This is a genomic window from Polyangium mundeleinium, from assembly GCF_028369105.1.
Classification (GTDB): Bacteria; Myxococcota_A; Polyangia; order Polyangiales; family Polyangiaceae; genus Polyangium; species Polyangium mundeleinium.
This window is the reverse complement of the sequence record NZ_JAQNDO010000001.1, coordinates 9609561-9623134: the sequence shown is the minus strand read 5'-3', so window position 1 is coordinate 9623134 and position 13574 is coordinate 9609561. Positions and strand designations below refer to the sequence as shown.

The following is a 13574-nucleotide window of genomic DNA, read 5'->3' as shown; positions in this document are numbered from 1 at the left end:
TGAGGGCGCTCAGAAGACATAAAAGATCCCCACGAGCCTCACGTCGATGATCCCTTCGGCCCCGCCGGTGGGACTCGTGTCCGGGCCGAAGTGCCCGCCGCCGCGCACCTGCGTGCTCAGGAAAAACGTCCTCGTACGATACCCGACGCCAAACCCCCCGCCCGCATACCAGCGCACGTCGCGCCCGGCGTCCAGCACGCCGAGCGAGCGACCCACCGAGGCGACCATGTACGGCTGCCACTTGCCCGACGCGAACATGAGCAACCCCGAGCCACCATAACTGAGCTCGTAATGGTTTTCCCCCAAATAACGATCGTATCCGATCTCCAGCTCGACCTCGAGCGGCATGTAGCTCGCCGGCCTCGACGGATACGAAGCCGGGTGCATCCGGATCACCGCGCCGCCGCCCATTGCGAACTTGCCGCGCGGGATGTTGTACAGCGTCGAAAACCGCGGGCCGAACCCGAGCGTGCCCCAGTAGACTTCCCGCCCGCGGTACCGCATGTACGTGGCTTGGGATGGCCCCGGCTGTATGGGCATGGGCGCGGGCGCGACCTGCTGCGCGTGGGATGCCGCGGGCCACACCAACGCGCCCACGAGCGCGCAGGCGAAGGTGGCTTTCGAGATGCGCATCATCCCCCCGCGAGTCGTTGCGCAACCACCTTCTGGAAGCTCTCCTTGTCGATCGCCTTTTCGAGCGCGACCTCCGGCGAGATCGTCCCTTTTTGCACGAGCCGCTCGAGCGCCATGTCCATCGTCTGCATCCCTTGCGCCTGGCCCGCCTGCATGATGTTCGGGATCTGGAACGTCTTGCCCTCGCGGACCATCGCCGCGAGCGCCGACGAGCCCACGAGGATCTCGTGCGCGGCGACACGCCCCTTGCCGTCCGCCGTCTTGAGGAGCTGCTGCGCCACGATGGCCACGAGGCTCTCCGCGAGCATGCCCCGCACCTGCGGCTGTTCGTCGGCGGGGAAGGCGTTGATGATGCGGTCGATCGTCGCCGCCGCGCTGTTCGTGTGCACGGTGCCGAAGACGAGGACGCCGAAGCTCGCGAGCTGCAGCGCGAGCTTCATGGTCTCGTTCGTGCGGAGCTCGCCGATGAGGATCACGTCCGCGTTCTCGCGGCCCGCGCTGCGGATCGCGGCCGCGAAGCTCGACGCGTGGGGCCCGACCTCGCGGTGCGTGACCTGCGACATCTTCGGCGGGTGCACGAACTCGACCGGATCCTCGATCGTCAGGATGTGGCAAGGCCGCGTCGTGTTGATGTGATCGATCATCGCCGCGAGCGTCGTCGACTTGCCGCTGCCCGTCGGGCCCGTGACGAGCAAGAGCCCGGCGCGTTTGTCCGCGAGCTTGCGCACGACCGGCGGGCAGCCGAGATCGTCGAGCGTGAGGATCTTCGTGGGGATGATGCGGAAGACCGCGGCGAGCCCCGTGATCTTGTAGAAATAGTTCGCCCGGAAGCGCGCCTTGTCCTCGTACTGGTAGGCGAAATCCAGGTCGAGCTCGGTCGTGATCTTGGTGCGCTCCTCGGGCGAGGTGATCTCGAAGAGCAGCTCCTCCATCTCGGCCTCGTCGATGGGCGCGTCGCGCAGCGGCACGAGCTCTCCGCGCGCGCGGAGGAGGGGCGGGTAGCCGACGCCGAGGTGCAGGTCGCTGCCCTTTTTCGCGAGCAGCTCGTCGAAGAGCCGGTCGATGCGGGCCATCACGCGCCTCCCTTCTTGCCGAAGAGCGCGCCGGCGCGCCCGAGCAGGCCCTTGTTCGCCTCGGGCTCGGCGGGCTTCGGGGGCTCGCCGGGCGGGGCTTGGGGTGCTGCTGCCGGCGCGCGTTTGCCTGCGATCGTGGCTTCGAGCTCGTCCGGGGCCTCGGCGACGAGGAGCGCGTCTTCGAGGGAGGCCTTGCCCGCGCGGACCAGCTCGGCGAGCGAGTCGTCGAGCCGCACGATGCCGAAGCCCTTGCCGCGCTGCTGCAAGCTCGGGATTTGCCAGGTCTTGCTCTCGCGGATGAGGTTCCAGAGCGGCACGGATCCGGGGAGCATCTCGGCGGCGGCGATCATGCCGGGGCCGTCCTTCCGCGGCAGGAGGCGCTGGCTCACGACGAGCCGCAGGCCACCGGCGAGCGTCACGCGCACCTGCTGCTGATCGCCGGGCGGGAAGAGGTCGATGAGCCGATCGATGGTCTTCGCCGCGCTCGGCGTGTTCATCGTGCCGAGCACGAGGTGCCCGGTCTCGCTCGCGGAGAGCGCCATGCGCACGGTCTCCGTGTCGCGCAGCTCGCCCACGACGATGACGTCCGGATCCTCGCGGAGCGATGCTTTGAGGGCCGATGGAAATGTCCGCGTGTGCGATCCGACCTCGCGCTGGCTCATCATGGCCTTCTTGCGCGGGTGGACGTACTCGATCGGGTCCTCGACCGTGATGACGTGATGCGAGGTCTCGCTGTTGATGATGTCGACGAGCGCGGCGAGCGTCGTGGTTTTTCCGTGCGCCGTGGGCCCTGTGATCACGATGAGGCCCTGGTGGTGGCGTGTCGCGAGCGCGATGGCGTCGGGCAGGCCGAGCTCGGCGAGGGTCGGGATTTCCCGCGAGATGAGTCGGAACGAGGCCTTGAGCCCGGTGCGCTGGCGCGTAACGTTGACGCGCGCGCGGCCGATGCGCGGATCGTCGAGCGCGAAATCGCAGGAGCCGTCGAGCGCGAGCTGGGCGCGCAGGCGCTCGGGGATGCGCGACTCCAGCATTCGTTCGAGGGCCTGCGGCTCGACCACCGGGCCGCGCGGGACGAGCTTGCCCGAGATACGGAGGAGCGGCGGCCGATCCGCGACGATGTGCAGATCACTCGCGCCCTCCGCGCGCGCGCGGAGCAGGACGTCGTCGAGCGCGAGCGTGGCGAAATGGGCGACGCTCGCCGCGGCCGCGAGGAGCGTGGGATCGGCCGGATCGTCGAGCGTGATGGAGAAATTCCGCGGGCGAGGCGTGTCCTTCCGCGCGGGCGGGGCGTGGTGCTCGTCGAGGTCGAGCTCGAACGAGGGCGGCGCGGCGATCACGGGGGCCGGCGCCGTGATCTTGTCGGCGGGAGGCAGCGCGGCCTGGGGCGGCGGGGCGGGCGCCTGGGGAGGCGTGTCCTCGTTGAGGTCGCCCCACATGAGCTCCGGCGGCGGCGCGCCGGGTTTCGTGGCGCCCGCGGACGGCGCGGGGCGCGCGGCGGCGGGCTTTTGCGGCGTGGGTTTCGGCGGCGGGACGCCGGGGGCCGCGTCTTTGCGTGGATCCTGGGCGAGCCGCATGAGCCGGGCTTGCACGGCGTTCGTGTTTCGCACGGCGGCGATGGCGACCGCGCCGATGCCGTCCACGCGGCAGCCCCACTGCACGGGCTTCGGGCCGAGGTTTTCGAGGTGGCGGCCTCCGCCGGCCGTGGTGAGGAGCGCGAGGATGTCGTCGGTCGAGAGGATCTTCCGGTCGACGATCTCGTAGGTGCCGCCGATCTTGACGCAGGGATTTCGGCCCGTGGCGAGGGCGACCTCGGTGACGTCGGGCCGGAGGAGGTTCTCGAGCAGGGCTTTGAGCTGGGGCATCGCCTTGGCGGAGCGCGGGGGAGGGTCATCGTAACGGAGGGCTCGATGTTTCGGCAAGGACGGCGCCGTCCGCGATACCATCGCCGCAGATCGCACGGGTTCGCCATGGAACACGCACCCATCTTCGCCGCGCTGCTCGGCGCCCTCGCGGGCGCGCTCGAGGGATTCGTGCTCGCGGTCCTCGTGGCGCCCTACCAGCAGCGCCGTGGCGTGAAATCCGCGCCGGCCATCCCGGCGCATCTCCTGTGTGGCTCGTTTTCGGGCGGGATCACGGCGGGGATCGCGGGGCTCTGGTTGCCCTTTCGGATGGCCGTGGGCGCGGGCGCGGCGGCGTGGCCGCTCGTGTTCGCGATCCTGTGGCTCGTCACGCAGACCGCTTCCGGCAGGCGGGCTTGATCGCCGGCATTCCAAGAAAAAGGGTTGGGTTCGTCCAGGCGCACCCTGCGGCGGATCTCCAGGGCGACGCGTTTTGCTTGTTCGGAGCGGTTCCACCTGGCCAAACCGATCCCGGCGCCCTACGATGGAGCGTGTCCGAGCCATGAAGATCGATATCCCCCGTTCCTGGCAAAAGGTCCTCGCGGCCGAGCTCTCGCGCCCCTCGTTCGCCGAGCTCGCCGCGTTCGTCGACGAGGAGCGGAAAAACCACGTGGTGTTTCCGCCCGAGGACGAAGTGTGGAATGCGTTCAAGGAGACCCCGTACGAGAAGGTCCGCGTGGCCCTGCTCGGCCAGGATCCCTACGTGGGCCCAGGGCAGGCGCACGGGCTCTGCTTTTCGGTTTGTCATTCCCAGCGAATCCCGCCCTCGCTTGCGAACATGTTCCGCGAGCTGCGCGAGGACATCCCCGGCTTCGAGGTGCCCGACCACGGCTGCCTCGAGCCCTGGGCGGCGCAGGGGGTTTTTTTGTTGAACACGATCCTGACGGTGCGTGCAGGCGAGGCGGGGTCGCACCGCGGCAAGGGCTGGGAGACATTCACGGACGGCGTGATTTCGGCCTTGTCGGCGCGAAAGGAGCCGGTCGTCTTTGCGCTCTTCGGGGCGCACGCACAGAAAAAAGCGCGCCTCGTCGATACGTCGAGGAACCCGATCGTCAAGACCGGCCACCCCTCGCCGCTCTCGGTGCGGAGTTTTGCCGGGACGAGGCCGTTTTCCGCCATCAATGCGGCGCTGCGATCGATGGGAGAACCTGAAATCGATTGGAGGTTGCCCCCGCGAAAGGCGTTATTTCCTTCGGCTGGTGCAAGGGACGCAGGTGTTCGCCTTGGCGAACACCTGCGAGGCGGGCTGAAGCCTATCGAATGAGCGCCGCTTCCTGCTATATTTTTCCACGGAGGCGCCCCGGGAGCCGCCGTCGGATCATCTCTCGCGCGAACGGCACGTCCACGAGGATCACCAAGCCGAAGTAGGCCACGCCGAAGACCCCCAGGATCAGGATCGCAGCAGGGACCGGATGCAGCGCAGGTGGCATCAGGAACGAGCCGCCCCACTCCGCTGCTGTAGCGTCGCGGACTCCGAACAGCCAGCCGAGCGCCCACTTCAATCCGAGCGCGAGCATCGCCGCGCCTATCGCGCTGCCCCACAGCTTCGCCAGCACACCCCGCCCGAGCCCGGTGCGGCCGATCCTCTGGCCGAGGAGCCGCTTGAGCATGAGGTATTCGAACCACGCGACGAGGCCCGTGCTCGCGGTGATCCCAGCTCCGCCGAGATCGCGCGGAAGGCCGAGCTGCGCGGGCAGGTAACGGACCGAGTAGAACGCCAGAGCTGCGGTCAACGCCACGCGCAAGACGGCCAACCGAAACGGTGTGCGCGGGTCCTGCAACGCGTAGAAGGCGGACGCGTAGAGCCTGCCCGACGTCGACGCCAGGAGGCCAACGGCGGAGCCCATCAGCAGGTACCACACGTAACGGGTGTCGGCCGCGCGGAATGCGCCCGTTTCGAAGATCGCAGCAGCGACGACGTCGCCCAGCATCAGGAACGCAATCGCGGAGGGCACGACCGGGACCGCGATGCGGAGCAAGCCTGCATCGATTCGCGCCCGCATGGCCGTGGCCACCTCGGACGCGGTGCCGCTCACCTGAGACATGGCCGGGAGTTCGGCCGCCGATACGGCCATGCCGAAGAGGCTGACCGGCAGCAGAGAGATGCCCTGTGCCTGGGACAGCGCGGCGAGAGCGCGCGCAGAGAGCAGAGACGCGTAGGCGAGGTCGATGTAGGCGCTCACCTGCACGACGCCACGCGCGAACATCACGGGCACGAAGTTGCGGATGACCTGGCGAACGTGTGGGTTCGTGATGCCGAGCGAGGGGCGGAATTGCCCGAGGAGTCGGAGCGTCGCGGGGAGCTGCACGCCGAACTGGAGCGCGCTGCCCACGACGGTGGCCCACGTCGCGATGACCGCGAGCTGCGCGACGTCGTCCGCGTCCGCGACGAGCAACGCCAGGATGATCGTCAGGTTCCAAACGACGGGCGCAGCATAGGAGAGGAAGAACCGACGGTGGCTGTTCAGCACCCCGAGGCACCACGCGGAGAACACGAGGAGCGCGGTCCCCGGAAACGCGATTTGCACGAGCCGCATCGTGAGCTCGTAGCTCTCGCCGACCAGGCCGGGCGCGATGAGCGCCATGAGCCACGGCAACGCGAGCATCCCGAGGGCCGTGAACAGCCCGACGACGAGCGCGAGCAGCCCGAAGACCGCGCCGGCGACGCGGTCGGCTTCTTCCTGCTTTTTGCTGCCGGTGAGGGCGGCGTATACCGGAATGAAAGACGCCGAAAGGACGCCTTCGCCGAAGAGGTTCTGCAAAAAATTCGGGATGCGTAACGCAACCGCGAAGGCCGCCGCTGCTATCGAGGTGCCAAAGGAATGGGCGAGCGCACGCTGGCGGGCGAGGCCGACGAGGCGAGAGAGGAGGATCCCCGCCCCGACGAGGAGCGCCCCACGCCGCGGCTTGGAGGAAGAAGCCTGCTGGCCGAGCGACTGCTGTGTCATCAGGTCACGACTCGCTCGGCGTCCGACCCGCGTGGGTCAATTCGGATCCAATCCATACGACTTCATACCGCTTCGGTATGTGGCGTCGCATTCTTTCTCGCACGTCGCTTTCTCTTCTCCACCAGCGACAAGACAACGTTTCTGGCAAGCGTTGAACTGCTTGGCGCATTGGGCTCGACGGAACCAGTCCGACGGCCCCTCCAGGCCATCCGCTCCTGTCTCGTTCTCCGCGTGTCTCAGCGCCGGCCGTGCGTCCGATCGCACCGGCGTCGCGTCTCGGGTGAGTGCAATGGCTGAAAAGATAACAAGATAACGGAGCATCATCTCCTCCAAGCGTAGAGCATGAGGAGATAGGAGTCCCGTGGCGCTGTCAAGCGCCGGACGAGGTCCCGAGACGCGTAGCCAACGAGGCGAAAGCGCTCAGCCGCCCGGTGCCGGAGGCGCCTCCTCCGCGCCCCCGGTTCCCGCCGCCTCCTCCGGGAGCTGCTCCTCGCCCGTCTTCGGATCGATATCGGGGGTGCTCCGGCGCGCGCGGATATGGCTCCGGATGGCCTCGCTTTGCTTCACCACGGGCGCGAGCAGCGCGGCGCGCTTCTGCGCGTGATCGCCCGTCGGCTCGTCGTACGTGCCGAGGATCTTGGCCACGATCCGCAAAAGGTAATTCTGCCCGGCCTCGCGCGCGGCCTTCACCATGCCAAAATCGAGGTCGTCGGTGGACTTCAAGGCCTCGTCGTACTTCATGACGAGCTTCGTGATACGCGCGGCATTGACGCCGAGGCCGAGCTTCTGAACGAGGGGCGCGAGCTCCCCCTGGAGTTTCCCCACGATCGCATGCACGGCGACGAGCTCGACGTCGTAGGGTGCGTTCGTGATCGCGGCGACGCCATTGGGGAAGACGGCGTGGAGGAGCGTCTCCACATCGGCGATGAGCTCCTTGTCCTCGTCCTCGTCGGCGCCCTTGAGGAGCGCCTCCGCCGCGCCGCGGAAGCCGGAGAGCGCGTTGTCGAGCTGAATGTCGAGCCGCTGGAGTGCTTTTTGATCACGAACCTGCTTCGCCGACGGCTTGCCGGTCCGCCGCTTCGTGGCCCAGCGCTGTTCGAGCGCGAAGGTCTTCTCGTCGGCCGCGATGGCCTCCGCGACGAGCGCGTCGACGGCAGGCGCGGGGAGGGCCTTCGCGATGTCGTATACGCGATGAAAGGTGTAGATACGACGGCCGGTCGGAAACTGCACCAGATTGAGGAAATCTGTGAGGTTGACGAGCATGGCCGGCATGGTCGCTGGGGTACGGCGGGCGCGTCAAGGCGAACGTGGCCTCGAGGAGGGCCTTCGGCGTTGAAATCTTGCGTGCGGAAACGCCCGGGAGGGCTCGGCGCGCGCAAGGACGCTCGACCAAGCGGCGCACGGTGGTCTCGTCGCGACGGCGAGCGGCTCCGCGAGGCCCACCTTCAGGCCTCCACACGGAAGGGCACGCGCGGGAGAGCCCCTGCGACACCTCGAAGGGTCGAGCGCCGCGCGTGAGGGCGAGCCGCCTCCCGGGGGAGCGATGACCTCCGGCGCTCATGCAAGGGGCGGGGAGAGGCCAGGCGAAGAGGGGGCGCACCCGCGGGCGGGGCCCGTGGAGGCCCATGCATGCGGGCGCGCGCCCAGGGGGGGCCCTCATCGAGCGCTTCGGTCGGTGGAGGGGGCCCAAACGGGGGGCGGTGGGTGGATTGGTGCGCGCACTTCTGACGCGATCAGCCCTTCCTGCCAGGGGCGTCTGTGGGCTACCCTCCCGCCTCCGCCATGGACGTCGCTGCCTTCGTCGAAAAGTGGAGCGCCTCCGGCGCCTCCGAGCGCGCCAACAAGGACCTTTTCCTCGCGGAGCTCTGCGACGTACTGGGCGTCCCCCGGCCTGAGCCGGCCACGGGCGACCCGGCGCGTGATCGGTACGTCTTCGAGAAGCCGATCCCGATGACGCAGGAGGGCGGCAAGGTCACGACCAAGCGCGCGGACCTCTACAAGCATGGGTGCTTCCTCCTCGAAGCGAAGCAGGCCGCCGCGGTCGGGACGAAAAAGAGCGGCAAGACGCAGCGCGGGACGGACTCCTGGGATCTCGCGATGGTCGACGCGCGCGGGCAGGCGCTCGGCTACGCGAGCGCGCTCGACGATCCGCCGCCGTTCCTCGTCGTCTGCGATATCGGGTACGTGTTCGAGCTCTACGCCGACTTCGACGGCACGCGGCGCTGGCCGGCCTTCCCGAACGCGCAGAACCGGCGGATCTACCTCCGGGACCTCGCGAAGCACGTCGACACCCTGCGCGCGGTCTTCACGGATCCGCTCTCCCTCGACCCCTCGCGCCGGGCCGAGCGGGTGACACGGGAGGTCGCCGCGCAGCTCGCGGAGCTCGCGAAGAAGCTGGAGGTCGAGAAGAACCCGCCCGAGGCCGTGGCCAAGTTCCTCATGCGCTGCATCTTCACGATGTTCGCCGAGGATGTGGCGCTCTTGCCGTCGCGGCTTTTCACGGAAGGGCTGGAGCACCACTGGATCACGAACCCGCGCGCCTTCCCCGCGGCCATTGAAGGGCTCTGGACGGCGATGAACGAGGGCACCTCGTTCTCTTATTTTGGCAAGCTCCTGCGGTTCAACGGCGGGCTCTTCAAGCAGCCGACCGGCCTGCCGCTCTCCAAGGAATCGCTCGCGCTCCTGCTGGAGGCCGCGCGGCGTGACTGGTCCGAGGTGGATCCGGCCATCTTCGGGACGCTCCTCGAACGCGCCTTGAACCCGAAGGAGCGGCACAAGCTCGGGGCCCATTACACGCCGCGCGCCTACGTCGAGCGGTTGATTCGGCCGACGATTGAAGAGCCCCTGCGCGAAGAATGGGAGAACGTGCAGACCGCGGCGCGGAAGCTCTACCAGAGCGGGAAGGAAAAGGAAGCCCGTGCGGCCGTCCGTACCTATCACGCGAAGCTTACGCAAACGCGCGTCCTCGATCCGGCTTGCGGCTCGGGGAACTTTCTTTACGTGACCCTCGACCTTTTCAAGCGGCTGGAGAGCGAGGTTCTTGCCCTGCTCAACGACCTCGGCGAGCGGCAGGAGCTCTTGCATGCGACGGGCATCCGCGTGACGCCCGGGCAGTTCCTCGGGATCGAGGTGAAGCCATGGGCCAAGGAGATCGCGGAGCTCGTCCTCTGGATCGGTTACCTCCAATGGCACTTCCGGACATATGGGAGGTTGACACCGCCGCCGGAGCCGGTGCTCCGGGACTTCCAGAACATCGAATGCCGGGATGCCGTGCTCGCGTGGGATAACGTGGAGCTGGTCCGTGACGAGAAAGGCAAGCCCGTGACGCGGTGGGACGGGGAGACGATGAAGAAGCACCCGGTCACGGGGGAGATGGTGCCGGATGAGAAGGCGACCGTGCCCGTGCATCGGTACGTGAACCCGCGGAAGGCGGGGTGGCCTGAGGCTGGGTATATCATCGGAAATCCGCCTTTCCTGGGGAATTGGCGGATGCGTACCGAACTGGGGAACGGCTATACCGAGGCCCTACGCGCTAGCTATCCTGAAGTGCCGGACTCCGCTGATTTTGTAATGTATTGGTGGCATCATGCCGCTGCGCTCGTTCGCAGGGGGGCAGTCTCAAGGGCCGGGCTCATCACGACAACGAGCATAACGCAGACCCGCAATCGTCGGATCGTGCAGGCTCATCTGGAGGAGGAGAACCCCGCTTCTCTGGTCTTTGCGATTGCGGATCACCCTTGGACGACGGCGAAGTACGACCAGGCATCGGGTGGTGCCGAAGTGCGGACCGCCATGACGGTTCTTGCTCCAGGACAACAGGACGGGCTCAGGGGGCGAGTTGTCCGAGAGTTCCACGCCGAAAATGGCGAGGTGCGGGTCGATTTGGATTGGTGTAGCGGCAGGATCAATACCGATCTTACAGTTGGCGCGAATGTTGCGGGCGCGTCTGCGCTACGTTCGAATCTCGGATTGAGTTCGCCTGGCGTGAAGCTCCATGGTGCTGGTTTCCTTGTCGAGCCCAAGGACCTACAGAAGCTCGGCGTGGGCTCGATTCGGGGCATCGAGCGGCATATCAGGCCGTACCGCAATGGTAACGATCTCGCCGCTCATCCGCGGGGGTTGTACGTGATCGATCTCGACGGACTGACCGCCGAGCAAGTGAGGGCGCGGTTCCCCGCGGTGTACCACCGGATCGTCGAGCGGGTGAAGCCGGAACGGGACCACAACAACGAGCGTTACCGGCGCGAAAACTGGTGGCTCTTTGGCCGGAGGAATACGGAGTTGCGCGGAGCTCTCCGGGGACTCTCGCGGTACATAGCAACTCCCGAGAGCGCCCGGCGGCGTTATTTTGTATTTCTTGATGGTGAGATCCTTCCGGACAACATGGTGGTCGCAGTCGCGGTGGACGATGCCTACTTCTTGGGCGTTCTGTCCAGCCGTGTTCACGTGTGCTGGGCGCTTGCTGCCGGGGGGCGCCTGGGGATCCGGCATGACCCGCGGTATAACAAGACTCGTTGTTTCGACCCCTTCCCCTTCCCCGAAGCATCGCCCCGGCTCCGCAAGCGCATCGCACATCTCGCCGAGCGGTTGGATTCGCACCGCAAGCAGCAGCAGGCGTCGCATCCATCGTTGACGTTGACGAAGCTCTACAAGGCGCTCGACGTCGTGCGCGCTGGGGGGACCCTCGATGAGAGCGACAAGAATGTGTGGGAGGCCGGCCTCGGGGCGACGCTGCTGAGCCTGCATGAGGATCTCGACGCCGCCGTCTTCGAGGCGTACGGCTGGCCCTCCGACCTTACCGACGAGCAGCTCTTGGAGAAGCTCGTTGCCCTGAATGCCGAGCGGGCTGCCGAGGAAGCGCGCGGGATCGTTCGCTGGCTCCGTCCCGCGTTCCAGAACCCGAGCGGCGCGCAGGCCGCCACGCAGACCACGATCGCCACCGTGGAGGAAGCACCCGACGACGAGGTAGCGCCGGCTGCCGCAGCCCCGAAGGCGAAGCCCTGGCCGAAGAAGCTCCCCGAGCAGATCGCCGCGGTCCGGGATCGCCTCGGCACGCTCCGCGGAGCGTTCAGCGCAGACGACATCGCCGCAGGTTTCAAGGGAGCGAAGATGGCCGACGTAGCCGATCTGCTCGATGGCCTCGCCGCCGTCGGTGTCGTCGTCTCGGTCGAGCGCGGGGAGCGGTGGAAGGTCGCGCGACGGCGCGCGGCATCCTGACCAGCCGGAAGGTGGCTCAGGTGCCCGGCCTGCCCTGACCCGAGACCATCGTGAGCGAGGGCTTCGAGCGGCGTGTCGAGGCTCGCCGGACGATCGTCGCGCCAGACGGGCCCGGTTCGAGAAAGAAACCACCCGCGCTGCCGCTCAGGCCCTCGATGGCGGCGTCCGTCGCCGCGAGCCCATCCACGTTGCCCCGCGGCGTCCACGCCTCCGTGCGCGCGAGGTCGCCCGAGGCGATGTCCATCTCCGCGGCGACGCGCACGTTCACCGCGTCCACGTGGACGGCCACGTTCGCGTGCACCGTGCTCCCTTCGTCCTGCGGCTGCAGCGCGGCGTGAAGCGTCAGGGCAAACTGCACGGCGGAGCGTCGTTCGGTCTTCGCGTGCACCGGATCGGCCGAGAGCAACCTGACCCCGAGGAGCTGCGTGCTCGTGACGGTGGCGAGCACGAAGCCGCCCGAGCGCATGCACTCCTCGGCGCGTTCGAGGGTTTGCGCGAGCGCCGTGACGAGTGATTCGTCGGCCTCGTCCGCGCCCTCGGGGAAACGCAGGTCGACGTGGATGCCGACCGCGCGCCGTTCCGCCTCGGCGCAGGCCGTCTCCTCGGATCGGCCGGCGCGCACGGCCTCACGCAGCGCTTCGAGAAACGCGCCGATGGACTCGAATCGCCGATCGGGCTTCTTTTCGAGGCACCGGAGCACGATGGCGTCGAGGGCGGGGCTCACGGGGGCGCGTTGGCTCGGGCGTGGCGGAGGCGCCGCGAGGTGCTGCTCGACGAGGCCCTCGTGCACGTTCGATTCGAAGGGCGGGCGCCCCGTGAAGAGGACGTGCAGGAGCGCGCCAAGCGCGTAGATGTCGGTGCGCGCGTCGATGGGACCACAAAGGATCTGCTCGGGCGCCATGATGGAGGGCGTGCCGAGCTGCTGGCCGATCGAGGTCAGCCCGGCGCGGCCCGGCTCGGGCGCGAGGAGCTTGGCGATCCCGAAATCGAGGAGTTTTACAACGCGCGGCGAGCCCTCGCCGATCATGATGTTGCTCGCCTTCACGTCCCTGTGGACGATGCCGGCCTCGTGCGCGGAGGCGAGCGCGGCGCAGACGGGTTCGAGGATCGAGAGCGCATCGTCGGGCGTGAGCCTCCCGCGCGCCCCGAGGTAATTGCGCAGCGTCGTGCCTTCGAGGTACTCCATCACGTAATAGGGGGTGCCGTCGGGCAATGTGCCGAGCTCATGGACCTCGACGATGTTCGGGTGGTGGAGCCGCAGAATGACCTCGACCTCCCGCACGAATCGCTCGGCCATGCGCGGCAGCGCCATGAGCGCCGGGTGCATCACCTTGATGGCGACGCGGCCGCCGTCGACGTGGCGGCGCGCGCGATACACCGAGCCATGCCCGCCCGACGAGGTGAGAGCCTCGATCACGTAATCACCGAGGCTCGTCCCGGCGTGCAGCTCACCCGAGCGCCCGCTCTCCCTGGTCTTGACGTGCGGCCGCGTGGTCATGTCGTTGATTCCCCCCATGGCCTGCCCCCTGCTTTCCGTCCTCCCCCGAAGGGGCGGACTCCGCGGAAACCAAGCAATCGTAGATATTTCACGATAGCACGTCCCGCGCGTCGCCGCGCGTCCGGGAACGAACGTTCCTCAGGTCCACGAGCGACGGATTTCGCTGCGGCGCGTCGCGGACAGATTCGATCGACTCGCGCCGGGTCATTCTTTTTCGACCCGCTTCGTTTTCAGTTCGTGTGTGCTTTCCGGGTGCTAGAGTACTGCCGTCTTTCTTCTCGATTTCATATTTTTCATGTTCGCGTAG

At 67.6% G+C, this 13574-nt stretch carries 9 protein-coding genes; 3 read left to right on the top strand and 6 right to left on the bottom strand.

What is annotated here, in order from left to right; all coding sequences use genetic code 11:
• Nucleotides 1-9 precede the first annotated feature (9 nt).
• The 3 genes from POL67_RS37925 to POL67_RS37915 are packed head-to-tail and all read right to left on the bottom strand — an operon-like array spanning nt 10 to nt 3568.
• Nucleotides 10-636 (bottom strand): hypothetical protein, encoded by a 627-nt coding sequence (locus tag POL67_RS37925; RefSeq protein WP_271925533.1) that lies wholly within the window; start codon nt 634-636, stop codon nt 10-12.
• Nucleotides 633-1706, bottom strand: coding sequence for a type IV pilus twitching motility protein PilT (locus tag POL67_RS37920; protein ID WP_271925532.1), 1074 nt, complete (start codon nt 1704-1706; stop codon nt 633-635). Before POL67_RS37920 ends, POL67_RS37925 begins: the two co-directional genes overlap by 4 nt.
• Nucleotides 1706-3568 carry a type IV pilus twitching motility protein PilT gene (locus POL67_RS37915; RefSeq protein WP_271925530.1) on the bottom strand — a complete coding sequence of 621 codons (1863 nt, stop codon included), beginning with the start codon at nt 3566-3568 and terminating at the stop codon, nt 1706-1708. The genes POL67_RS37920 and POL67_RS37915 overlap by 1 nt, the downstream gene beginning before the upstream one ends.
• Before the next feature lie 105 nt (nt 3569-3673).
• Here POL67_RS37915 and POL67_RS37910 point away from each other — a divergent pair, with 105 nt between their 5' ends.
• Nucleotides 3674-3964 carry a hypothetical protein gene (locus POL67_RS37910; RefSeq protein ID WP_271925529.1) on the top strand — a complete coding sequence of 97 codons (291 nt, stop codon included), beginning with the start codon at nt 3674-3676 and terminating at the stop codon, nt 3962-3964.
• A gap of 142 nt (nt 3965-4106) precedes the next feature.
• Entirely contained in the window at nt 4107-4868 is a 762-nt protein-coding gene (gene ung / locus POL67_RS37905) for a uracil-DNA glycosylase (protein WP_271925528.1), read from the top strand.
• Between the two features lie 13 nt (nt 4869-4881).
• On the opposite strand, the gene murJ is transcribed toward ung, so the two are convergent.
• Complete coding sequence (gene murJ / locus POL67_RS37900; protein ID WP_271925527.1) at nt 4882-6552, bottom strand: murein biosynthesis integral membrane protein MurJ; 1671 nt, start codon at nt 6550-6552, stop codon at nt 4882-4884.
• 420 nt (nt 6553-6972) lie between these two features.
• Nucleotides 6973-7824: a hypothetical protein gene (locus POL67_RS37895; RefSeq protein ID WP_271925526.1), complete on the bottom strand. Its 852-nt coding sequence runs from the start codon at nt 7822-7824 to the stop codon at nt 6973-6975.
• A gap of 510 nt (nt 7825-8334) precedes the next feature.
• On the opposite strand from POL67_RS37895, the gene POL67_RS37890 reads away from it, so the two are divergent.
• A complete protein-coding gene (locus tag POL67_RS37890) occupies nt 8335-11769 on the top strand; it encodes a class I SAM-dependent DNA methyltransferase (RefSeq protein WP_271925525.1) in 3435 nt (1144 codons plus the stop codon).
• 16 nt (nt 11770-11785) lie between these two features.
• Here the strand turns inward: POL67_RS37890 and POL67_RS37885 are convergent, their stop codons facing one another.
• Complete coding sequence (locus tag POL67_RS37885) at nt 11786-13285, bottom strand: serine/threonine-protein kinase (RefSeq protein ID WP_271925524.1); 1500 nt, start codon at nt 13283-13285, stop codon at nt 11786-11788.
• Nucleotides 13286-13574 lie beyond the last annotated feature (289 nt).

What these genes read in the sequence shown, in the direction of transcription:
- POL67_RS37925 (WP_271925533.1), bottom strand. Translation starts at nt 636, where the DNA reads ATGATGCGCATCTCGAAAGCCACCTTCGCCTGCGCGCTCGTGGGCGCG.
- POL67_RS37920 (WP_271925532.1), bottom strand. Translation starts at nt 1,706, where the DNA reads ATGGCCCGCATCGACCGGCTCTTCGACGAGCTGCTCGCGAAAAAGGGC.
- POL67_RS37915 (WP_271925530.1), bottom strand. Translation starts at nt 3,568, where the DNA reads ATGCCCCAGCTCAAAGCCCTGCTCGAGAACCTCCTCCGGCCCGACGTC.
- POL67_RS37910 (WP_271925529.1), top strand. Translation starts at nt 3,674, where the DNA reads ATGGAACACGCACCCATCTTCGCCGCGCTGCTCGGCGCCCTCGCGGGC.
- ung (WP_271925528.1), top strand. Translation starts at nt 4,107, where the DNA reads ATGAAGATCGATATCCCCCGTTCCTGGCAAAAGGTCCTCGCGGCCGAG.
- murJ (WP_271925527.1), bottom strand. Translation starts at nt 6,552, where the DNA reads ATGACACAGCAGTCGCTCGGCCAGCAGGCTTCTTCCTCCAAGCCGCGG.
- POL67_RS37895 (WP_271925526.1), bottom strand. Translation starts at nt 7,824, where the DNA reads ATGCCGGCCATGCTCGTCAACCTCACAGATTTCCTCAATCTGGTGCAG.
- POL67_RS37890 (WP_271925525.1), top strand. Translation starts at nt 8,335, where the DNA reads ATGGACGTCGCTGCCTTCGTCGAAAAGTGGAGCGCCTCCGGCGCCTCC.
- POL67_RS37885 (WP_271925524.1), bottom strand. Translation starts at nt 13,285, where the DNA reads ATGGGGGGAATCAACGACATGACCACGCGGCCGCACGTCAAGACCAGG.